The 22,743-nt window shown below is 70.9% G+C and carries 17 protein-coding genes; 8 read left to right on the top strand and 9 right to left on the bottom strand.

Translation table 11 applies throughout. The annotated features are described in order from the left end of the window. Positions 1-130 precede the first annotated feature (130 nt). From AC5WRT_RS16235 to metH, 3 genes are all read right to left on the bottom strand, one after another. A complete protein-coding gene (locus AC5WRT_RS16235) occupies positions 131-1,735 on the bottom strand; it encodes an ABC transporter substrate-binding protein (protein ID WP_496094720.1) in 1,605 nt (534 codons plus the stop codon). A 478-nt stretch (positions 1,736-2,213) separates the two neighbouring features. Further along, positions 2,214-2,915 carry an HAD family hydrolase gene (locus tag AC5WRT_RS16230; RefSeq protein WP_496094719.1) on the bottom strand — a complete coding sequence of 234 codons (702 nt, stop codon included), beginning with the start codon at positions 2,913-2,915 and terminating at the stop codon, positions 2,214-2,216. 299 nt (positions 2,916-3,214) lie between these two features. Further along, entirely contained in the window at positions 3,215-6,730 is a 3,516-nt protein-coding gene (metH, locus tag AC5WRT_RS16225; RefSeq protein WP_496094718.1) for a methionine synthase, read from the bottom strand. A 297-nt stretch (positions 6,731-7,027) separates the two neighbouring features. Between metH and AC5WRT_RS16220 the strand changes: the two genes are divergently transcribed. From AC5WRT_RS16220 to AC5WRT_RS16190, 7 genes are all read left to right on the top strand, one after another. Continuing rightward, positions 7,028-7,792, top strand: a complete 765-nt coding sequence (locus AC5WRT_RS16220; protein WP_496094717.1) for an IclR family transcriptional regulator — start codon at positions 7,028-7,030, stop codon at positions 7,790-7,792. 359 nt (positions 7,793-8,151) lie between these two features. Next, positions 8,152-8,946, top strand: coding sequence for an MIP/aquaporin family protein (locus AC5WRT_RS16215; RefSeq protein ID WP_496094716.1), 795 nt, complete (start codon positions 8,152-8,154; stop codon positions 8,944-8,946). A gap of 64 nt (positions 8,947-9,010) precedes the next feature. Further along, positions 9,011-10,549, top strand: a complete 1,539-nt coding sequence (gene glpK / locus AC5WRT_RS16210) for a glycerol kinase GlpK (RefSeq protein WP_496094715.1) — start codon at positions 9,011-9,013, stop codon at positions 10,547-10,549. 41 nt (positions 10,550-10,590) lie between these two features. Beyond that, positions 10,591-12,207 (top strand): glycerol-3-phosphate dehydrogenase/oxidase, encoded by a 1,617-nt coding sequence (locus tag AC5WRT_RS16205; RefSeq protein WP_496094714.1) that lies wholly within the window; start codon positions 10,591-10,593, stop codon positions 12,205-12,207. A gap of 167 nt (positions 12,208-12,374) precedes the next feature. Continuing rightward, positions 12,375-12,920: an SMI1/KNR4 family protein gene (locus AC5WRT_RS16200; protein WP_496094713.1), complete on the top strand. Its 546-nt coding sequence runs from the start codon at positions 12,375-12,377 to the stop codon at positions 12,918-12,920. A gap of 45 nt (positions 12,921-12,965) precedes the next feature. After that, positions 12,966-13,637 (top strand): FadR/GntR family transcriptional regulator, encoded by a 672-nt coding sequence (locus AC5WRT_RS16195; protein WP_496094712.1) that lies wholly within the window; start codon positions 12,966-12,968, stop codon positions 13,635-13,637. 175 nt (positions 13,638-13,812) lie between these two features. After that, positions 13,813-14,724 (top strand): PAC2 family protein, encoded by a 912-nt coding sequence (locus AC5WRT_RS16190; RefSeq protein WP_496094711.1) that lies wholly within the window; start codon positions 13,813-13,815, stop codon positions 14,722-14,724. 543 nt (positions 14,725-15,267) lie between these two features. Here the strand turns inward: AC5WRT_RS16190 and mshC are convergent. From mshC to AC5WRT_RS16170, 4 genes are all read right to left on the bottom strand, one after another. Next, positions 15,268-16,497 carry a cysteine--1-D-myo-inosityl 2-amino-2-deoxy-alpha-D-glucopyranoside ligase gene (gene mshC, locus AC5WRT_RS16185; RefSeq protein WP_496094710.1) on the bottom strand — a complete coding sequence of 410 codons (1,230 nt, stop codon included), beginning with the start codon at positions 16,495-16,497 and terminating at the stop codon, positions 15,268-15,270. A gap of 124 nt (positions 16,498-16,621) precedes the next feature. Then, a complete protein-coding gene (locus AC5WRT_RS16180; RefSeq protein ID WP_496094709.1) occupies positions 16,622-17,458 on the bottom strand; it encodes an SCO1664 family protein in 837 nt (278 codons plus the stop codon). Next, positions 17,422-18,012, bottom strand: a complete 591-nt coding sequence (locus tag AC5WRT_RS16175; RefSeq protein WP_496094708.1) for a DUF3090 domain-containing protein — start codon at positions 18,010-18,012, stop codon at positions 17,422-17,424. The genes AC5WRT_RS16180 and AC5WRT_RS16175 overlap by 37 nt, the downstream gene beginning before the upstream one ends. Before the next feature lie 98 nt (positions 18,013-18,110). Next, on the bottom strand, positions 18,111-18,797 hold the full coding sequence (locus AC5WRT_RS16170) for a histidine phosphatase family protein (protein WP_496094707.1): 687 nt from the start codon (positions 18,795-18,797) through the stop codon (positions 18,111-18,113). Between the two features lie 62 nt (positions 18,798-18,859). Here AC5WRT_RS16170 and corA point away from each other — a divergent pair, with 62 nt between their 5' ends. Further along, complete coding sequence (corA, locus tag AC5WRT_RS16165; RefSeq protein WP_496094706.1) at positions 18,860-19,855, top strand: magnesium/cobalt transporter CorA; 996 nt, start codon at positions 18,860-18,862, stop codon at positions 19,853-19,855. 16 nt (positions 19,856-19,871) lie between these two features. Here corA and AC5WRT_RS16160 read toward each other — a convergent pair whose 3' ends face one another. Together AC5WRT_RS16160 and AC5WRT_RS16155 are read right to left on the bottom strand one after the other, a co-directional pair. Then, entirely contained in the window at positions 19,872-20,660 is a 789-nt protein-coding gene (locus AC5WRT_RS16160) for a ferritin-like domain-containing protein (protein WP_496094705.1), read from the bottom strand. 637 nt (positions 20,661-21,297) lie between these two features. Then, a complete protein-coding gene (locus AC5WRT_RS16155) occupies positions 21,298-22,353 on the bottom strand; it encodes an LLM class F420-dependent oxidoreductase (protein WP_496094704.1) in 1,056 nt (351 codons plus the stop codon). Positions 22,354-22,743 lie beyond the last annotated feature (390 nt).

The raw sequence follows: 22,743 nt of genomic DNA, 5'->3' as shown, positions 1-22,743 counted from the left end.
ACGGGCAGGACTGGCCACTGGTTGCGCTTGTTCGCTTGCTGTGCCTTGTCGTCGGTTCGTCACCCCCGGGGCCGCCGTCCTGGCCCGGGGTGTCCGGGACGGCCGTCGCCGGTCCCGGACCGGAGAGCCGTCAGCCGCTCACACCGCGGCCGAGCTCCCACAACTGGAGCGTGGACGAGGAGTTGAGGGCGTAGGCGACGCCCGTGATGTCGTCGCGTGCGGCGACGTACTGCTTGCCCTGCCACAGCGGGAGCACCGGGACGTCGTCGGCGACGATGTCCTGGATCGCAGTCAGGCTCTTGGCGGCGTTGAGCCGGTCGGCCTCGCGGCGGGACTCCGGGATGAGGGTGCGCTGGATGGTGGGGTTGGAGTAGGGCGAGCCGAGGAAGTTGTCCTTGTCGAGGAAGGGCGCGAGGAAGTTGTCGGCGTCGGGGAAGTCGGGGAACCAGCCCATGCCGTAGACGTCGTACTGGCCCTTCTGCTCGGCCGGGCGGAAGGTGTCCCAGGGGTGGCCCTGGATGGAGGCGTCGAAGAGGCCGCTGTCGTTGAGCTGCTTCTGCAGGATCTGGAACTCCTGCTTGGTGGCGGAGCCGTAGTGGTCGGTGGTGTAGTGCAGGGTCAGCTTGATCGGGGTCGTGATGCCGGCCTTGGTCAGCAGGTCCTTGGCCTTGGCGACACTGGGGTTGCCGTACTTGTTGAAGAACGAGTTGGAGTGGCCGGTGACCGTGGCGGGGACGAGCGAGTACAGCGGCTCGGCCTGGGTGCCGTACACCTTGGAGACGAGTTCCGCGCGGTCGATGAGCTGGGCCATGGCCTGACGCACGGCCCTGGACTTGACGCTGGGCGCGTTGGTGTCGAAGGCGAGGTAGCGGATCTCCAGGCCCGGCATGTCGACGAGGTCGACCTTGTCGTCGCCGCCGGCGTCCAGCTTCTGGATCTGGGCGGGCGACATGGTGCGGGTCATGACGTCGATGTCGCCCTTGTCGATGGCTGCGCCCATGGCGTCGGCGTCGGGGAAGGAGCGCAGTTCCACCTTGTCGTTGTTCACCTTCACGGCGCCCTTGTAGTTGGGGTTCTTGGTGAAGGTGGCGGTGGTGACGGAGTTGCCGCTGACGTCGGCGTGGAAGGTGTAGGGGCCGGAGCCGTCGACCTCGAAGCCGTCGCGGAGCTTGTCCTTCTGGTAGTCCTTCGGGTTGATGATGCCCGCGACCGGGGTGGACAGCTTGTACGGGAACGTGGCGTCGGCGGTCTTGAGGTGGAAGACGACCTCGCGGTCGCCCTGGGTCTCGATGGTGTCGATGGTGTTCAGCAGGGAGGACACACCACTGCTGGCCTTGATGCGCAGGGCGCGCTCGATGGAGTACTTCACGTCCTGGGCGGTGACCGGGTCGCCGCTGGCGAACTTCAGGCCGTCGCGGAGCTTGCAGGCGTAGCGCTCGCTGCCGCTGTCGGTGAAGGAGCAGCTCTCGGCGGCGTCGGGGACGGGGTCGCCTTCGCCCTTGGGCTGGGCCATCAGGGTCTGCACGGTCTGGCGCAGGATGTTCCAGGTGCCGACGTCGTAGGCGTAGGCCGGGTCGATGGGTGCCGGGGCGTCCTTGGTGGCGGTGAACCGGTCCGTGGTGCCGACGACGATGGCGTCCGAGCTCTTGCTCCCGCTGTCGGATCCGCCGCACGCGGCGAGAACCGGGGTGAGCAGGCCGGCGACCGCCGGCAGCACCAAAGTCTTGCGGTTCATGCGGGAGTTTCTCCAGAGCTGTTCGGGTCCGTGTATCCGCCATGCATGGGTGTGTGCGGCGGATCACGGGGGGTGCGGTGATGTTCTCGCGATGAGATTAGTCCGCGCCTGCAGCAGGGTTCACGGCTCCGCGAGTTGACCCCCCATCACGCAGTGAAACCGGTTGCGGACGCACCGAAAACCCGACAGCGGCATGATTAGTGCAGCGATCCATCAATCGGGACACAAGGACCCGCCGTTCCGGGCCGAACGGGGTCGTTCAGCACACTTGACCCGGCTTGTCGAGGGCCACTGGGGTGGCGAACGTCACACCCCCAACTGTGCGGGGAATCAGTGGAATTCGGGCCTGCCGACCGGCCGCGAATTCCACCGGGGTGTACTTCCTCGGAAATTTGTCCAACCCGGCCAATGGACCGGGGCCGATGGACTTTGCACTCCCCCCGGACTCCGGGAGCCCGGAGATACTCCCAGTGAACGGCTAGAGCTTTTCCGTCATCAGGCCGCGGAGAAATGCCAGGTCGACCTCTTCCAGTGAGCTCACCACGGTGCGTCCGGCGGAGGGGCCGATGGGCGCGATGGAGGGTACGGCGACGACACGGCAGCCTGCGGCCTCGGCGGCGGCGACACCCGTCGCGGTGTCCTCGACGACCGCGCATCTGTCCGGCCGTGCGCCCAGTCCGGCCGCGGCCAGCAGGTAGGGGTCGGGGAAGGGCTTGGTACGGGAGACCTCGTCGCCGGCGACGGACAGGGCGAAGTGATGCGGGCCCAGCACGCCCAGCACGCGGTCGATGATGCGCCGGTGGGAGGCGGAGACCAGGGCGGTGGGGATGGCGTGCTCGTGGAGTTCGGCGAGCAGGCGGGCTGCGCCCGGCATCAGCGGCAGGGCCCGGTCTATGCGGTCCTCGAAGCCCTCGTTGAGGAGCACGGTGAGTTCGGGGAGGGTGATGTCGGCGCCGGTGGCCTCGATGAGGAAGCCGGCGCTGCGGGTCATGGGGCCGCCGACCACGACGTGCCGCCAGGAGTCGTCCAGGGTGTGGCCGAGGGACGCGAAGACCTCGACCTCGACCTCCCACCAGAATCCCTCCGTGTCCACCAGGGTGCCGTCCATGTCGAGGAGCACGGCCTGGAGGGCTGAACCTTCGGCCGTACGGGTTCCGAGCGCGGGGACCGTGCTGGTCATCCGGGCGCACCTCCTTGAGGGACGAGCAGGCCGGTTCCCGGACAGGGAACCGGCCTGCAGTGGACCGACCAGTGTACGACTCCGCCGCGCGAACCGCCTCGTTTACCCCTCGTGCCCCGGGGTACCTTCGGTCACACCTCGGGCGCGGCCCCGAGGACCGTCGGCATGCCCCCGTGAGGCCCTCACCCGCACCGCGGCGACGAGCGGCCCGGGGCGTGGGGCCCACCCGGTCGGCCCCACGCACCCCGCGACCGCGTACCGGTCCCGGCGGCACCCCCTGAGGGCGCCTCGGTCGCCCCTCAGCGCGCGTTGAAGTACTTCGCCTCCGGGTGGTGGATCACGATCGCGTCCGTGGACTGCTCGGGGTGCAGCTGGAACTCCTCGGACAGGTGGACGCCGATCCGCTCCGGGCGGAGCAGGTCCGCGATCTTGGCGCGGTCCTCCAGGTCGGGGCAGGCGCCGTAGCCGAGGGAGAAGCGGGCGCCCCGGTACTTCAGCGCGAACATGTCTTCCATGTCGGCCGGGTCCTCGCCGGCGAAGCCGAGTTCGGCGCGGACGCGCGCGTGCCAGTACTCGGCGAGCGCCTCGGCCAACTGCACGGAGAGGCCGTGCAGTTCGAGGTAGTCGCGGTAGGAGTTGGCTGCGAAGAGCTGCGCGGTCTCCTCGCCGATGCGGGAGCCGATGGTGACGACCTGCAGGCCGACGACGTCGGTCTCGCCGGACTCCTCCGGGCGGAAGAAGTCGGCCAGGCACAGCCGGCGGCCGCGGCGCTGGCGCGGGAAGGTGAACCGGGTGCGTTCGTTGCCCTGCTCGTCCAGGATGATCAGGTCGTCGTCCTTGGAGACGCAGCGGAAGTAGCCGTACACGACGGCCGCTTCCAGCAGGTTCTCCGTCTGGAGCCGCTCGAGGAGGCCGCGCAGCCGGGGGCGGCCCTCGGTCTCCACCAGTTCCTCGTACGACGGCCCCTCGCCGGTGCGGGCCTGCCTCAGGCCCCACTGCCCCTTGAACAGGGCCCCCTCGTCCAGCCAGCTCGCGTACTCCTTGAGGTGGATGCCCTTGACGATCCGGGTGTCCCAGAACGGCGGGGTCGGCACGGGGTTGTCGGTGGCGACGTCGGAGCGGACGTGCCCCTCCTCGGGGCGTTCCTCGGTCTCGACGGGAGCGGTGGCCCGTACCCGGCGCCGGCGCAGCTCGGGCAGCTTGGCGCCGGGCACGCCGCGCTTGACGCCGATGAGGGCGTCCATCAGGCGCAGGCCCTCGAAGGCGTCGCGGGCGTAGCGGACCTCGCCGTCGTAGATCTCGTGCAGGTCCTGTTCGACGTAGGCGCGGGTGAGGGCGGCGCCGCCGAGGATGACCGGGAAGCGGGCGGCGAGGCCGCGCTGGTTGAGCTCCTCCAGGTTCTCCTTCATGATCACCGTGGACTTCACCAGCAGGCCGGACATGCCGATGACGTCGGCCCGGTGCTCCTCGGCGGCCTCCAGGATCGCGGCGACCGGCTGCTTGATGCCCAGGTTGACCACGTTGTAGCCGTTGTTGGACAGGATGATGTCGACGAGGTTCTTGCCGATGTCGTGGACGTCGCCGCGCACGGTGGCCAGCACGATGGTGCCCTTGCCCTCCGCGTCGGACTTCTCCATGTGCGGTTCGAGGTGGGCGACGGCGGCCTTCATGACCTCGGCGGACTGCAGCACGAACGGCAGCTGCATCTGGCCGGAGCCGAACAGGTCGCCGACGACCTTCATGCCGTCCAGCAGAGTGTCGTTGACGATGTCCAGCGCCGGACGGTCCCGCAGGGCCTCGTCCAGGTCCTGCTCCAGCCCGTTGCGCTCGCCGTCGATGATGCGCCGCTTGAGGCGCTCCTCCAGCGGGAGGGCGGCCAGTTCCTCGGCCTTGCCCGCCTTCAGCGACTTGGCGGTCGCGCCCTCGAAGAGCTGCATGAGCTTCTGGAGGGGGTCGTAGCCCTCGCGGCGGCGGTCGTAGATCAGGTCGAGGGCGGTGGTGACCTCTTCCTCGCTGAACCGGGCGATCGGAAGGATCTTGGAGGCGTGCACGATCGCCGAGTCCAGGCCGGCCTTCACGCATTCGTCGAGGAAGACGGAGTTCAGCAGGATACGGGCGGCCGGGTTGAGGCCGAAGGAGATGTTGGACAGGCCGAGGGTGGTCTGGACGGCCGGGTGGCGCCTCTTCAGCTCGCGGATCGCCTCGATGGTGGCGAGACCGTCCTTGCGGGACTCCTCCTGACCGGTACAGATGGTGAAGGTCAGGGTGTCGATGAGGATGTCCTCCTCGCGGATGCCCCAGTTCCCGGTGAGGTCGGTGATGAGCCGTTCGGCGATCTCGACCTTCTTCTCGGGGGTGCGGGCCTGCCCCTCCTCGTCGATGGTGAGCGCGATCAGCGCGGCGCCGTGCTCCCGGGCCAGCTCGGTGACCCTGGCGAACCGGGAGTCGGGGCCGTCGCCGTCCTCGTAGTTCACCGAGTTGATCACCGCGCGGCCGCCGAGCTTCTCCAGGCCCGCCCGGATCACGTCGACCTCCGTGGAGTCCAGCACGATCGGCAGGGTGGAGGCGGTGGCGAAGCGGCCGGCGAGTTCCTCCATGTCGGCGACGCCGTCGCGGCCGACGTAGTCCACGCACAGGTCGAGCATGTGCGCGCCCTCGCGGATCTGCTCGCGCGCCATCTCGACACAGTCGTCCCAGCGGCCCTGGAGCATGGCCTCGCGGAACTTCTTGGAGCCGTTGGCGTTGGTGCGCTCGCCGATGGCCAGGTAGGAGGTGTCCTGGCGGAAGGGGACGCTCTGGTAGAGGGAGGCGGCGCCCGGTTCGGGCCGCGGGTGGCGCTCGGGCGGGGTCAGGCCCTGGACGCGCTCGACGACCTGACGCAGGTGCTCCGGCGTCGTACCGCAGCAGCCGCCGACGAGGGAGAGGCCGTACTCGCGGACGAAGGTCTCCTGGGCGTCGGCCAGCTCGGGCGCGGTCAGCGGGTAGTGGGCGCCGTCCTTGCCGAGGACGGGCAGGCCCGCGTTGGGCATGCAGGACAGCGGCACACGCGCGTTGCGGGCGAGGTGGCGCAGGTGCTCGCTCATCTCGGCCGGGCCGGTGGCGCAGTTCAGGCCGATCATGTCGATGCCGAGGGGCTCCAGCGCGGTGAGCGCGGCGCCGATCTCGGAGCCCAGCAGCATGGTGCCGGTGGTCTCCACGGTCACCGAGACGATGACCGGCAGGTCGAGGCCGAGGGCGTCGAGGGCGCGGCGGGCACCGAGGACGGCCGCCTTGGTCTGCAGCAGGTCCTGGGTGGTCTCGACGAGCAGGCCGTCGGCACCGCCGGTGACCAGGCCCTCGGCGTTGCGCTGGTAGGCGTCGCGCAGGGTGGTGTAGGGGGCGTGGCCGAGGGTGGGCAGCTTGGTGCCGGGCCCCATGGAGCCGAGGACCCAGCGCTGGCGGCCGTCCTTCGCGGTGAACTCGTCGGCGACCTCTCGGGCGACCCTGGCGCCGGCCTCGGACAGCTCGTGGACGCGCTCGGAGATGTCGTACTCGCCGAGGGCGGAGTGGTTGGCCCCGAAGGTGTTGGTCTCGACGCAGTCGACGCCCACGGCGAAGTACGCCTCGTGGACGGAGCGGACGATGTCGGGGCGGGTGAGGTTGAGGATCTCGTTGCAGCCCTCGAGCTGCTGGAAGTCCTCGAGGGTCGGTTCCTGGGCCTGGAGCATGGTGCCCATGGCTCCGTCGGCGACCACCACGCGAGTGGCGAGCGCCTGTCGGAGCGCGGACGCACGGGTCCGGCTGTCGGCGGAAGGGGACGGTGGCGACGAGGCCATGAATGGGCTCCCTAGATGCGACGGCTGTCGGCTATGCGGTGCCCCCGGTCAGGGTTTCCTGGCAGGCGGGGATGCCGCACGGCGTCAGCGTAACCGGGAGTCGGCTTGGATGGGCAGCGGCGTCCACGACGCGGACGCGGGGTGACCCCGGCGCCACGGCCAGGTCACGTGTGATGTAACAGGTGTCGACCGACCATTAGCGGGAGGTCGGCATGGACCGGTAGTGTTCGACATTGCCGAACGGTGCGGAATCCGAAGCACCGTGCGGCAGTCGAAGGGGACGGAGGCAGGACGGCGATGGCACGGAACATCCAGTCGCTCGAACGGGCGGCCGCGATGCTGCGGCTGCTCGCGGGCGGCGAGCGGCGGCTCGGCCTGTCGGACATCGCCTCCTCACTGGGACTCGCCAAGGGCACCGCGCACGGCATCCTGCGCACCCTCCAGCAGGAGGGCTTCGTGGAGCAGGACGACGCCTCCGGGCGCTACCAGCTGGGCGCGGAGCTGCTGCGTCTCGGCACCACGTATCTGGACGTGCACGAGCTGCGGGCCAGGGCCCTGGTATGGACCGACGACCTGGCCCGCTCCAGCGGGGAGAGCGTCTACCTGGGGGTCGTGCACCAGCAGGGGGTGCTGATCGTGCACCACGTCTTCCGGCCGGACGACAGCCGGCAGGTGCTGGAGATCGGCGCGATGCAGCCGCTGCACTCCACGGCGCTCGGCAAGGTGCTCTCCGCCTACGACCCGGTCGCGCACAGCGAGGCACTGGAGTCGGACCGCAAGCCCTTCACCGACCGCACGGTGTGCGACACCGAGGACTTCGAGCACCTGCTGGACCTCACGCGCGCGCGGGGGTACGCCGCCGACATCGAGGAGACCTGGGAGGGCGTGGCGTCCATCGCCGCACCCATCCACGACCGGCGCCGCATGCCCGTGGGCGCGCTCGGCATCACGGGCGCGGTGGAGCGGCTGTGCCGGGACGGGCAGCTGCGTCCCGAGCTGATCGCGGCGGTGCGCGACTGCGCCCGCGCGGTGTCCAGGGACCTGGGCGCGGGCCGGTTCTGACGGCTCCCGGGACGGGGCCCGGGGCCTTTCGCGGTACGACCGGGACGCCGGGCGGCGTCCCGGGCCTCGCCCTACCCTGAAGTGGACAATTCGGACCAATGTCCACGTCAGCACGCGAAGAGTGATAACCGCCGACGATCAATAACGATCCTGTTTTCGATAACAGAACCCTTGACTCATGCGTAAGCCCGAAGCAAGACTCCCGTCCATCGGTCGGCATTGTCGAACACCTACCGGCAATACGCGCTAGAGTGTGGCAACGCCAAGGGCCGGCATCGCTCTCACCCACCGAGGGCGCCAGAACCACCGGAGGGACCCGGGGTTCGGCTACCCCTGGACGAAGGACAAAGGAGTCGCGGGTGTCCAGCTCCGACATCTTCATCGGCGAGACCATCGGTACCGCCATACTCATCCTGCTCGGCGGCGGCGTCTGCGCGGCCGTCACGCTGAAGGCCTCCAAGGCCCGTAACGCCGGCTGGCTCGCCATCGCCTTCGGGTGGGGCTTCGCCGTGCTGACGGCCGTGTACGTCTCCGGACCTCTCTCCGGTGCTCACCTCAACCCGGCCGTCACCGTCGCCCTGGCGATCAAGAACAACGACTGGAGCAACGTCCCGACCTATCTCGCCGGCCAGCTGCTCGGCGCGATGATCGGCGCGACCCTCGTGTGGGTCGCCTACTACGGCCAGTTCCACGCCCACCTCACCGACAAGGAGATCGTCGGCGGTCCGGGTGCCCAGGCCACCGCGGCCAAGGCGGTCGAGGCCCAGGAGAAGGGCGCGGGACCGGTCCTCGGTGTCTTCTCCACCGGCCCGGAGATCCGGAACGCGGTGCAGAACCTCGCCACCGAGATCATCGGCACCGTGGTGCTGATCCTCGCGGTCCTCACGCAGGGCCTGAACGACAAGGGCAACGGCCTCGGCGTCCTCGGCGGTCTGATCACCGCGCTCGTGGTGGTCTCGATCGGCCTCTCCCTCGGCGGCCCGACGGGGTACGCGATCAACCCGGCCCGCGACCTGGGCCCCCGCATCGTGCACGCCCTGCTGCCGCTGCCCAACAAGGGCGGTTCGGACTGGACCTACGCCTGGATCCCGGTTGTCGGTCCGCTGATCGGCGGCGCCGTCGCGGCAGGCATATACAACGTCGCCTTCGCTTGAGAATCAGCTCGGAGCACGCGCCGCACGGCATGCCTCTTCACTACGGATCTTTCAGGAGCACACAGTGACCGACGCCCACACCGCAGGCCCCTTCATCGCCGCGATCGACCAGGGCACCACCTCCTCGCGCTGCATCGTCTTCGACCGGGACGGCCGTATCGTCGCCGTCGACCAGAAGGAGCACGAGCAGATCTTCCCCAAGCCGGGCTGGGTCGAGCACGACGCCAACGAGATCTGGACCAACGTCCAGGAAGTCGTCGCCGGAGCCGTCGCCAAGGCCGGCATCACCCGCGACGACATCAAGGCCATCGGCATCACCAACCAGCGCGAGACGACCGTGCTGTGGGACAAGAACACCGGTGAGCCCGTCCACAACGCCATCGTCTGGCAGGACACCCGCACCGACGCCCTGTGCCGGGAACTGGGCCGCAACGTCGGGCAGGACCGCTTCCGCCGCGAGACCGGCCTGCCGCTGGCCTCCTACTTCGCCGGGCCCAAGGCCCGCTGGCTGCTCGACCACGTCGACGGCCTGAAGGAGCGCGCCGAGGCGGGCGACATCCTCTTCGGCACCATGGACACCTGGGTCATCTGGAACCTGACCGGCGGCGTCGACGGCGGCCGTCACGTCACCGACGTCACCAACGCCTCCCGCACCCTTCTCATGAACCTGCACACGATGCAGTGGGACGACAAGATCTGCGAGTCCATCGGCGTGCCGGAGCAGATCCTGCCCGAGATCCGCTCCTCCGCCGAGGTCTACGGCGAGATCAAGGGCGGCAGGCTCGGCGAGCTGCTCGGCGGCATCCCGGTCGCCTCCGCGCTCGGCGACCAGCAGGCGGCCCTGTTCGGCCAGTGCTGCTTCTCCGAGGGCGAGACCAAGTCGACCTACGGCACCGGCACCTTCATGGTGATGAACACCGGTGACAAGATCATCAACTCCTACGCCGGTCTGCTGACCACCGTCGGTTACAAGATCGGCGACCGGCCGACAGTCTACGCCCTGGAGGGCTCGATCGCCGTCACCGGCTCGCTGGTGCAGTGGATGCGCGACCAGATGGGCCTGATCTCCACCGCCGCCGAGATCGAGACGCTCGCGCTCTCGGTCGAGGACAACGGCGGTGCCTACTTCGTGCCGGCGTTCTCCGGACTCTTCGCCCCGCACTGGCGCTCCGACGCCCGCGGTGTGATCGCCGGCCTGACCCGGTACGTCACCAAGGCGCACCTCGCGCGCGCCGTCCTGGAGGCGACCGCCTGGCAGACCCGGGAGATCGCCGACGCGATGGTGAAGGACTCCGGCGACGAGCTGGTGGCCCTCAAGGTCGACGGTGGCATGACCGCCAACAACCTGCTGATGCAGACGCTCGCCGACGTCCTGGACGCGCCCGTGGTGCGCCCGATGGTCGCGGAGACCACCTGCCTCGGCGCCGCCTATGCCGCCGGCCTCGCCGTCGGCTTCTGGTCCAGCACCGACGAACTGCGCGCCAACTGGCGCCGGGCCGCCGAGTGGACCCCCCGCATGGACGCGGAGACCCGCGACCGTGAGTACAAGAACTGGCTCAAGGCCGTCGACCGGACCATGGGCTGGCTCGAGGACGAGAGCTGAGCTGCCTCCCCGACAGCTCTGACGAGGAGTAAGTACCCGACATGACCAGTCAGTCCACCCTGAGTTCCGTACCTGCCCTGGGGACGCACCCGGCCTCCGGCTCCAACCCGAGCCGGGCCGAGACCAGGGAGCAGCTCTCCAAGGCGTCGTACGACCTTCTGGTGATCGGCGGCGGCATCCTGGGCATCTCGACCGCCTGGCACGCCGCGCAGTCCGGCCTGAGGGTGGCCCTGGTCGACGCCGGCGACTTCGCCGGCGCCACCTCCTCCGCCTCCTCCAAGCTGCTCCACGGCGGTCTGCGCTACCTGCAGACCGGCGCGGTGAAGCTGGTGGCGGAGAACCACTTCGAGCGCCGTGCGGTCTCCCGCCAGGTGGCCCCCCACCTGGCGAACCCGCTCACCTTCTACCTCCCCGTGTACAAGGGCGGGCCGCACGGCGCGGCGAAGCTCGGCGCGGGCGTGTTCGCCTACTCCGCGCTCTCCGCGTTCGGTGACGGCGTGGGCCACCTGCTCTCCCCCGCCAAGGCGGCGCAGGACGTGCCCGAGCTCCGCACCGAGAACCTCAAGGCCGTGGCCGTGTACGGCGACGACCAGATGAACGACGCGCGCATGGCGCTGATGACGGTCCGCGCGGCCGTCGAGGCGGGCGCGGTCGTCCTCAACCACGCCGAGGTCACCGGCCTGCGCTTCACCCGCGGCCGGGTCACCGGCGCCGACCTCAAGGACCGCGTCTGCGGCGACGAGTTCGGGGTCGACGCCCGGCTGGTGCTGAACGCGACCGGCCCCTGGGTCGACCACCTGCGCAGGATGGAGGACCCGAACGCGGCACCGTCCATCCGCCTGTCCAAGGGCGCCCACCTGGTCCTGAAGCGCACCTCCCCCTGGAAGGCCGCGCTCGCGACCCCCATCGACAAGTACCGCATCACCTTCGCCCTCCCCTGGGAGGACATGCTGCTGCTCGGCACCACCGACGAGGAGTACGAGGGCGACCCGGCGGACGTGTCCGTCACCGACCAGGACGTGGCGCAGATCCTGGACGAGGCCGCGTTCTCCGTCCGCGACCAGCAGCTACGGCCGGATCTGATCACCTACGCGTTCGCCGGTCTGCGGGTGCTGCCGGGCGGCCCCGGCGACACCGCCAAGGCCAAGCGGGAGACCGTGGTGACCGAGGGCAGGGGCGGCATGCTGTCGGTCGCCGGCGGCAAGTGGACCACGTTCCGGCACATCGGTCGTACGATCATGAAGAAGCTGGAGTCGCTGCCCGGTCAGCCGCTCGGCGACGACTTCGAGCCGATCTCCTCGCTGCCGAGGAAGCTGCCGCTGCCCGGTGTCGCCAACCCGCGCGCCGTCGCCCACCGCCTGCTGGTGGACCACCCGGCGCCCGGCCCGCGCATGGCCGCCGACACCGCCAAGCACCTGGCCACCCACTACGGCTCCCTGGCCTTCGACATCGCCCGCCTGGCGAACGAGAACCCCGAGCTGGCCGCGCGGGTCCACCCCGACGCGCCCGAGATCTGGGCGCAGGTCGTGTGGGCCCGCGACCACGAATGGGCCGAGACCCCGGACGACGTGCTGCGCCGCCGCACGACGCTGACGATCCGCGGCCTGGCCACGGACGAGGTCAGGGCCAAGGTCAAGGACCTGCTCGACGAGAAGTAGGCCTCGGGGGCGACCGGTCCGCCTCCCCCGATCGGGACCGGCCGCCAGCGCAGCGCCGGACCGCCGCACCGGGTCCGGACGACCGGGAGGGGCGACCCCACGCCGATGGGGCCGCCCCTCCCGCCTGTCCGAGGGGCGTCGTCGGTGCCGGATGCTTTCATGAGGACATGGACAACGATCAAGCGGACCCGGCCGAACTCGCCGTGCTCCGGGAGGCGTTCGGTGTCGACGACGGCGGCGGGTCGGCACTGGGCCGGGCGGCGGTGCGCGCCTTCGAGGCGGAACACGGGGTGGTGCTGCCGGAGCCGTACCGGACCTTCGTGGCGGAGGTGACGGACGGGTCGTACCAGGGGCCGCCGGAGTACGGGATGGCCGGGCTCCGCGAAAGCGCCGGGCAGCAGCGCCTCGCCGAGCCGTTCCCGCTGACGCGGGCGTGGATGTGGGAGGACGACGACGGCCCGTACGAGGACGCCGAGGCCGTGATCGAGCAGGTGGCCCACCACGGTTCCCTGGCGCTGGGGACCGACGGCTGCGGCATGGACTGGCACCTGATCGTCACCGGCCCGCACCGGGGCCACATGTGGCAGATCACCGGCGAGGGCGCGGTGCCCTTCGGTGCGGAGTTCGGTCACACCACCGCCGGGCCCGGTTTCGCCGGCTGGGTGCGGCACTGGGCCGCCGGCAGGGAGTGGTTCGACGCCCCGCCCGCATAATGGCCGCTGAGACATCCGATGTCCGGGCGACCCGGGAGGCCGGTCATGGCAGTCACCGACGAGGCGATCGAGAAGATCAAGGAGATGATCGTCTCCGGTGCGCTGCGCCCCGGGGACCGGCTGCCCAAGGAGAGCGAACTCGCCGCCGAGCTGGGGCTGTCGCGCAACTCGTTGCGCGAGGCCGTCCGCGCACTGTCGCTGATCCGGATCCTGGACGTGCGGCAGGGCGACGGCACCTATGTCACCAGCCTCGATCCGCAGTTGCTGCTGGAGGCGCTGAACTTCGTCGTGGACTTCCACCGCGACGACACCGTGCTGGAGTTCCTCGCGGTGCGCCGCATCCTGGAGCCGGCCGCGACGGCGATGGCCGCCTTCCGGATCGGTGAGCGGGAACTGGACACGCTGGCCGGCCAGTTGGACGCCCTCGGTGGCGCCCCGTCGGTGGAGGAACTGGTCGCCGCCGACCTGGAGTTCCACCGCGGAATCGTGCGCGGCGCCGGCAACTCGGTGCTGTGCTCGCTGCTGGACGGCCTGTCGGGACCGACCACCCGCGCCCGGATCTGGCGGGGCCTCACCCAGGAGGACGCGGTCGGCCGCACCCTGAGGGAGCACCGGGCGATCCTGGCCGCGCTGCGCGACCGGGACGCCGAGGCGGCCCGCTCCTGGGCGACCGTGCACATCGCGAGCGTGGAGCAGTGGCTGCGCAGCACGCTGTGACGGCGGGCAGACGTCCTGGCGGATCGCTCGAGACCCTCGGATCGACGGGGGTGTCCGACGGTGACGAACGGGGCAGTGATCCGGTCAACCCCCCGCACACGGGGGCTGCGGGCGCCCCCGCCGGACGCCGTAAGGTTGGTGGGTCAAGCGAGGGCACGTCGGAAGGAGGCACTGGGTGATCGAGCTGGAGGGGGTTCCCGAGCTGATCGACCCAGTCATGGTGGCCGCGTTCGAGGGCTGGAACGACGCCGGCGACGCCGCCTCCACGGCGGTCGCGCATCTGGAACGCGAGTGGAAGGGCGAGGTCTTCGCCGCGCTGGACGCCGAGGACTACTACGACTTCCAGGTGAACCGGCCCACGGTGTTCATGGAGGCCGGTGTGCGCAAGATCACCTGGCCGACGACCAGGTTGTCGGTCGTGCGGGTCGGCGGCGAGAAACCGCGCGACCTGGTGCTGGTCCGCGGCATCGAACCGTCCATGCGCTGGCGCTCGTTCTGCAACGAGCTGCTGGGCTTCGCGCACGAGCTGGGTGTGGAGCTGGTGGTCATCCTGGGCGCTCTGCTCGGTGACACCCCGCACACGCGTCCCGTGCCGGTCAGCGGGGTGACGTCCGACCCGGACCTGGCCCGCCGCATGGACCTGGAGGAGACCAAGTACGAGGGCCCGACGGGCATCGTCGGCGTCCTGCAGGAGGCGTGCACGCACGCCGGTGTCCCGGCGGTGTCGCTGTGGGCGGCCGTGCCGCACTACGTCTCCCAGCCACCCAATCCGAAGGCCACGCTGGCGCTGCTCAACCGGCTCGAGGACCTGCTGGACCTGCGCATCCCCCAGGGCGAACTGCCCGAGGACGCGCGGGCCTGGCAGGTGGGCGTGGACCAGCTGGCCGCCGAGGACAGCGAGGTCGCCGAGTACGTGCAGACGCTGGAGGAGGCCCGGGACACCGCGGAGCTGCCCGAGGCGTCGGGCGAGGCGATCGCCCGCGAGTTCGAGCGGTATCTGCGGCGCCGGGACGTGGGCCCTCCGGGCGGGAAGCCGCGGCCTGCTCCCGGCGGGTCCAAGGACGACGAGGACGACGGCGAGGACTAGTGCGTGTTTCGAAAGTGGCGTCGTCCGCCCGGAGGGCGGGGTCCGCGGCGTCTGGTGCGGTGCATCGCAAGGCGGAGGGTCGTCCTCGTACCGGGCGTACGTGGACGATCCCGACAACGCGGCGAGGTGCCGTGCCAGGCGTCGCGGACCGGACGGGACTTTCGAAACACGCCCTAGCGTGCTGTCCCGGGACGTAGGGCCTGTCTGACGGTTCCCGTCCGCCGCGCGACGCCGTGCACGCTCGCCCACTGTGCCCCCACTCGCCGCACCGGCCCCATGTCCAGGTACGTCCAGCACGAGCCTGGGGACGGCACGCCGACAGCACGCACCTGACGCCGCGCGGCCGCCCTTCGGGCAACAACGCGAATGGTCGGACGGGCCCTGGGCAGGGCGAAGGGGCGGTTCCCGGTGGGGAAGCGCCCCTTCTGTGTGGTGCCGATGCGCCGGAGGTGTGCCGCTACCCGTCGTGCGGCTGCCGCGGACTCGTTGTGGTCGCTCGCGCAGTTCCCCGTGCCCCCGTCGGGACGCCCCTGCCCGGGGCGTTCAGAGGGCGACCCCGAGCAGCGCGTCCACCGCTCGCGTCACCAGACCCGGGGCGCCCGTGTCCGTGCCGCCCTCTGCCTCCTGCCGGGCCGCCCAGCGGTCCACCGCTGTCAGGGCGGTGGGGGCGTCCAGGTCGTCGGAGAGGGCCTCGCGGATCTCCTCGACCATTGCGTCGGCGGGCGGGCCGTCGGGGCGGGAGACGGCGGAGCGCCAGCGGCCGAGGCGGGCCACGGCGTCCTGGAGGACCTGGTCGGTCCACTCCCAGTCGGCGCGGTAGTGGTGGGCCAGCAGGGCGAGGCGGATGGCGGCCGGGTCGACACCGTCGCGGCGCAGCTGGGAGACGAAGACCAGGTTGCCCTTGGACTTGGACATCTTCTCGCCGTGCAGGGCGACCATGCCGGCGTGGACGTAGACCTTGGCCATGGGGAACTCGCCGGTGAGCACCTGGGCGTGCGAGGCGCCCATCTCGTGGTGCGGAAAGGCCAGGTCGGAGCCGCCGCCCTGGACGTCGAAGCCCATGCCGAGGTGGTCGAGAGCGATGGCCACGCACTCGATGTGCCAGCCGGGCCGGCCCCGGCCGAGGGAGCCGCCGTCCCAGCTGGGCTCACCCGCACGGGCCGCCATCCACAGCATCGGGTCCAGCGGGTTCTTCTTGCCCGGACGGTCCGGGTCGCCACCGCGCTCGGCGGACAGCAGCCGCATGGCGGCCGCGTCGAGATTCGAGACCTTGCCGAAGTTCGGGTCGGACCCGACGGAGAAGTAGACGTCGCCCTCCAGCTCGTAGGCCGCGCCGAGGTCGCGCAGCCGCTCCACGAGCGGGACGATGCCGGGTATGGCCTCAACGGCACCTATGTAGTGCCGCGGCGGGAGCATCCTGAGGGCGGTCATGTCCTCGCGGAAGAGGGCCGTCTCCTTCTCGGCGAGGGCGACCCAGTCGACGCCGTCCCGGTCCGCGCGCTCCAGCAGCGGATCGTCGACGTCGGTGACGTTCTGGACGTAGTGGACCTGCCGCTTGGTGTCGAGCCACACGCGCTGAACGAGGTCGAACGCGTTGTAGGTCGCCGCGTGACCCATGTGGGTCGCGTCGTACGGGGTGATGCCGCAGACGTAGAGACGGGCGACGGGACCGGGGGCGAGGGTGACGAGGCCGCCGGTCGCGGTGTCGTGGATCCTCAGGTCGCGGCCCTGACCAGGCAGGGCGGGGACCTCGGAAGCGGGCCAGGCATGCATGTACCTGAGCCTAACCGGCCACCGGCTGCGCCTACGAACGGGATCGCGCCGGTTGGCCGGTTGTACGGTCTTGTACCTTCGCTGCCGAAGTGCTCGCGCTCCCGGCCGCTCACGCCCCGGCCGCCTACACGGGTGGCCAGGGGATGGCGGGCCACTCGCCGCCCGGCTCCGGGTGCACTCCCGTGGTGAGCAGCGCCTCGACACGCGCGCGTGTGGCGTCGATCTCGGCCGGGGTGATCAGTGCGGCCAGCCGCTCGCCCAGCGGCCCGCCGAAGGCCCCCCGGAGTCCCTTGAGGACGTCGACGGCCTCGTCGGTCAGCGGTTCCCCGGCCCAGCCCCACAGCAGCGTACGCAGCTTGTTCTCGACGTTGAAAGTGACGCCGTGGTCGATGCCGTAGAGCCGGCCGTCGGGGGTGGGCAGCAGATGGCCGCCCTTGCGGTCGGCGTTGTTGATCACCGCGTCGAGGACGGCGAGCCGGCGCAGCCGCTCGTCGTCGGCGTGCACGAGGAGCGCGGTGCGGCCCTCACCGATGTCGGCCAGGCCGATCGCCTTCCAGCCCGGTTCCGGATCCTCGGCATCGACCAGGGCGAGCAGCTCCGCCTCGGCCTGGACGTCGATCCACAGCTGGCACATGCCCTCGCCGTACGGGCCGTCGCGCAGCACGGTCGGCGGGACAAGGCCCCAGCCGGTGGCCTCGGAGACCTCGTAGGCGGCCACCTCGCGGGCGGCCAGGGTGCCGTCGGGGAAGTCCCACAGCGGGCGCTCCCCGGCGACCGGCTTGTAGACGCAGGAGGCCTCCCGGCCGTCGAGGGCGATGGTGCAGAACAGCGCGGCGTTGGACGCCTCGCGGATCCGGCCGCGCACGGTCAGCTCACCTCGTGCGAGCAGCTCGGCGGCCGGGCCGGCTACGGCGTCGGTGGGCGTCAGGCTCCGCGGCGGTATCCGTTCTGGCGCGGACATACATGTCCTTCCGGATCGAGCGGGAGGCTGCACAGCGGGCACGGCGGCCTTCCGGCGTTGACGACGTCGAGGGCGCGCTTGGCGAAGGCACGGGCCTGCGCGCCGGTCAGCCGGACCCGCAGCATCGGGGGTCCGTTCTCCTCGTCCTGGAGCAGCCGTTCCTCGGCCTCGGCGAGGTCCTCCTCGGTGTCGGCGTCCAGCTCCACCAGGGCCTGCGCCTCGACGATCATGCGCTGTTCCTCGCCGTCCCAGGCCAGCGCCATGGTGCCCACGCGGAACTCCTCCTCGATGGGGGTCTCCAGCGGGGCGGTGTCGGCGACCTCGGTGGGCGCCATGGCGGGGACGGCGGCGCTGCCGCCACTGCGCCGTACGACCTCGTCGAGCAGTTCGTCCATGCGCTCGGCGAGCGCGGCGACCTGGGTCTTCTCCAGAGCCACGCTGGTCACCCGGGAGCCTGCGGTGGCCTGGAGGAAGAACGTACGGCGTCCGGGCAGTCCGACCGTGCCGGCCACGAAGCGGTCCGGCTGGTCGTAGAGGAACACCTGACGGGACACGTCCTGTCTCCAGTGAGAGTGAGTTCGAGTGGTTCGGCGGTACGGGCCACAGCGGAGTCGCGACTGTGTGGATCGCTTCACCCTACTGCGGCCGACGATCACGGTGCGCCCGCACCGCCCCCGACCGGTGCGTCGCCCTCGGCGGGTTCCTCGCGCGGGGCCAGGGAGGCGAAATCCCCGGTGTCGCCGAGACGAACGAGAAACGGCCGCAACCGGGTGTAACGGATCGCGGTGACGGAACACGGTTCCACAGAGATCCGCTGGAAGAGGTCGAGGTGGAGTCCGAGGGCGTCGGCGACGAGGGATTTGATGATGTCACCGTGGGAGCACATGAGGTAGACGGCGTCGGCGCCGTGGTCGCGCTCCACACGCGCGTTCCACTCGCGTACGGCCTCCGCGGCGCGGGACTGCATGGCGCGCATGGACTCGCCGCCGGGGAACGCGGCGGCCGACGGGTGGGCCTGGACGACCTCCATGAGTGGCTCGTCCTTGAGCTCGGCGAGCTTGCGGCCGGACCAGTCGCCGTAGTGGCACTCCCCGATCCGTTCCTCGGTGTGGACGCGCAGCCCGGGACGGGCCTCGAGCAGCGGCCGTACCGTCTCCTGGCAGCGCTGCAGGGGGCTGGTGACGACCTCGGAGATCGGCAGTGCGGCGAGCCGTGCGGGCAGGGCGGCCGCCTGTGCGGCGCCGCGCTCGTCCAGGGCGACGCCTGGCGTCCAGCCGGCGAGGACACCGGAGGTGTTGGCGGTGGAGCGTCCGTGCCGGACGAGGATCAGCGTGGGCATGCCGCCCAGGGTAGGCGTATCCGCACAGGCACCGGAGAACGGACGAAGGGAGAATGCGCTCCGTGATCGTCGACTGCGCCATCTACCGGCAGGGGCACCGCACCGAGGGCCCGGAGGACCTGTCCGACGCGCTCAGCGAGGCGCGGGCGGCCTGCGGGTTCGTCTGGATCGGTCTGCACGAGCCGTCCGAGCGGGAGTTCGACCTGGTCACGCAGGAGTTCGGGCTGCATCCGCTGGCGGTGGAGGACGCGCTCAAGGCGCATCAGCGGCCCAAGCTGGAGGTGTACGACGACTCACTTTTCATGGTGTTGAAACCGGTCGTGTACGAGGCGCGCAGCGACACCGTCTCAGCGGGCGAGATCATGGTCTTCGTCGGCGACTGCTTCGTGGTCACCGTCCGTCACGGCGAGGGCTCGCCGCTGGCCGCCGTGCGGCGCCGGCTGGAGGAGGAGCCGGACATGCTGGACAAGGGCCCGACCGCGGTGCTGTACGCGATCTCCGACGCGGTCGTCGACCACTATCTGGAGGTGGCGACGGACCTGGGGACCGATCTGGAGGAGCTGGAGACGGAGGTGTTCCTGCCGGAGGGCGGCGGCTCGCGGGGCACCGCGTCCCGGATCTACGGCTTCAAACGGCAGGTCCTGGAGTTCCGCCGGGCCACCGGCCCGCTGACGGTGCCGCTGAGCCGGCTGGCCGGCACCGGGCAGTTCGGCGCCCCGGTGCCGTTCGTGCACGACAAGGCGCGCCCGTTCTTCCGGGACGTCGGCGACCATCTCGCGCGCGTGAACGAGTCCGTGGAGGCCCTGGACAGGCTGGTGTCGGACGTGCTGTCGGCGCATCTTGCGCAGATGAGCGTGCGGCAGAACGACGACATGCGGAAGATCTCGGCGTGGGCGGCGATGGCCGCGGTGCCCACGATGATCGCGGGCATCTACGGCATGAACTTCGACCACATGCCGGAGCTGCACTGGCTGTGGTCGTATCCGGCGGTGATCCTGGTGATGGCGGCCCTGGAGGTGCTGCTGTACCGCCTGTTCAAGCGGCGCGACTGGCTGTGAGGCCGTCCCGCGCCGCTCAGACGAACTCGGGGGCGGGGGCGGCGGGGCCGCCGAGGGGGTTGCGGCGGGCGGGCATGCGGAGGGTGATCATGCGGCGCCGGCCGGCGAGGCGTTCGTAGGCGTACACGGCGTGGATGCCGGCGGCGAGGAGGGCGTACCTGGCCCGGGACCAGCCCAGGATGCGGCGCATGCGGGCCGTCACGGCGAGGCTGACGTCCCGGTGGACGCGGATCTCGGCGAGGGCGCACGCGTGCAGGGTGCGCCGGATCAGCGGGCCGTGCCCGGCGGCGGCGAGCCGCAGCAGTTCCTCGTGGGTGTAGGCGAGGTGCTTGTCCTCGTCGTCGGCGATCACGCGGACGGCCCGGCCGATGTCGGGATGGTCGGCGAAGTGCTTGAGCAGCAGGCGCATCTGCTCGGCGGCGCGCTGTTCGGTGACGCGGCTGTGGGAGAGGTAGACGACGATGTCCTGCTCGGTGAGCGGCTCGTCCCGCCTGAGCCGGTCGTGGGCCAGGCCGATGCCGCGCCGCTCCAGGAGCATGGTGTAGTCGGCCTCGGGGGGTACGGCCACGGCGGTGAGCCCGCGCTTCCTCATCAGGGCCTCGAAGATGCGTCCGTGCTTGTCCTCGTCGGCGCCGTGCCGGGCGATCTTCGGGGCCATGGCGCGTTCGCTGCACGGGACCAGCGCGGCGATCCGCCGGTTCTCCCAGCCGCCCTGGGACTCACCGCCGGCGGCGATGGAGCAGAACAGCCGGAACGACTCGTCGTGGTCGAGGATCTCCTGGAACAGACTCCTGGCCGACAGCATGGACGCCACCTCTCCCGCACGACTGCGCACCGTGTCGCGGACTTCCGCGGTGATTTCACAGCTTCCGCGAAGAACGAGTCAATTGCGCCCGGAGGGGGGCCGCAACACGAGTACGCGGCGGCTCGGCCGAAAGAAGGAACGCCGGGGTCGTAACCGCGAGGCGCCCCGGAGCGTTGTTCCCCGTGACGGCCGTGGCGGGGAAGACCCCCCGAGCCCCCACCACGGCCGCTGAAGCTCACAGGGCCTGGTTGACAATTCGTTGCCCGAAGGACCGCCGCGCGGCGTCAGGTGCGAGCTCTCGGCGTACCGGCCCCAGGCCCTCGTACCGGACGTGCTCGGGCCTGGGGCCGGTGCGGCGAGTGGGGGCACCTCCCACACCCTTGAGGCAGTGGGGGAGCGGGCACGGCGTCGCGCGGCGGACGGGAACCGTCAGACAGGCCCTACGTCCCGGGACAGCACGCTAGGGCGTGTTTCGAAAGTCCCGTCTGGTCCGCGACGCCTGGCACGGCACCTCGCCGCGTTGTCGGGGTCGTCCACGTACGCCCGGTACGAGGGCGACCCTCCTCCTTGTGATGCACCGCACCAGACGCCGCGGACCCCGCCCTCCGGGCGGACGACGCCACTTTCGAAACACGCCCTAGGCCAGTCCGGCGCGTTCCAGGGCCTCGCTGCCGGCCCGCAGCGAGGCGAGCCGCTCCTCGAGCGTGAAGCCGGCCGGGGACAGGCTGAGCGTGGTGACACCGGCGGCGGCGTAGGCCTTCATCCGGTCGGCGATGCGGTCGACGGAGCCGAGCAGCGTCGTGTCGTCGATGAGGTCCTGCGGGACCGCCTCGGCGGCTCCCTGCTTGTCCCCCGCCAGGTACTTCTGCTGGATCTCGGCGGCCTCCCTCTCGTATCCCATGCGCCGGGCGAGCTGGTTGTAGAAGTTCTGCTTGGCGCTGCCCATGCCGCCGACGTACAGCGCGGTGTACGGCCGGAAGGTGTCGGCGAGGCGGGCCACGTCCTTGTCGTCGCCGACGGCGATCGGCAGGGTCGGGCAGACGTCGAACCCGTCGAGGGTCTTGCCGGCCTTCTCGCGCCCCGCACGCAGGTGCTTGAGGGTGGTCTCCTCCAGGTGGTCGGCGGAGGGGAAGATCAGCAGGGCGCCGTCGGCGATCTCGCCGGTCTGCTCCAGGTTCTTCGGCCCGATCGCCGCGATGTAGAGCGGGATGTGCTCGCGCTGCGGGTGCACGGTCAGCTTGATGGGCTTGCCCGGGCCGCCGGGCAGCGGCAGCGTCCAGTGCTCGCCCTCGTACGTCAGCCGCTCCCGGGTCATCGCCTTGCGCACGATCTCCACGTACTCGCGGGTGCGGGCGAGCGGCTTGTCGAACTTGACGCCGTACCAGCCCTCGGAGACCTGCGGGCCGGAGACACCGAGGCCCAGCCGGAAGCGGCCGCCGGAGAGCGAGTCGAGCGTCGCGGCCGTCATCGCGGTCATCGCGGGCTGCCGGGCGGGGATCTGGAAGATGGCCGAGCCGACGTCGATGCGCTCGGTCTGCGCGGCGACCCAGGACAACACGGTCGCCGCGTCGGACCCGTAGGCCTCGGCGGCCCAGCACACGGAGAAGCCCAGCCGGTCGGCCTCCTGGGCCACGGCCAGATTGTCCCCGTCCATTCCGGCACCCCAGTAGCCGAGGTTGATCCCGAGCTGCATCGCCGACTCCTCTTACCCGTGAGTAACGTCCCTGTGGGGGTGACATTAGCGCGGGGCTGGGGGATGGGGCAGACCGGCGTGGGGGTTGCCGGGGTTCGGGCGGTCAGCCGTCCGTGGCGGGGTGCTCGCGCGGTCCGTCGCGCCGCCGGGTGAACCGCGATGCCGTCCGGGGGCTGCGGGGCTCGGCGATCAGCCGTCCGCGGCCGCCGGGGACGGGTCACGCAGTTCCCCGCGCCCTCGGGGCTGCGGTGCCGTCCGCATTCGGGGCCGCTGCCGCCTCGGGCATCCGAGCGCGGGTGGACGGCACCACCCTGCCCGGCTCGAGCGCGCTGCCCGGAACACCGGGCCACAGCCGGACCCGGTTGTCCACAGGCCACCCACCGCACCGGT

This window comes from Streptomyces sp. NTD91 (assembly GCF_059510455.1).
The sequence above is the reverse complement of the archived record's forward strand: the minus strand, read 5'-3'. Positions and strand labels throughout refer to the sequence as shown.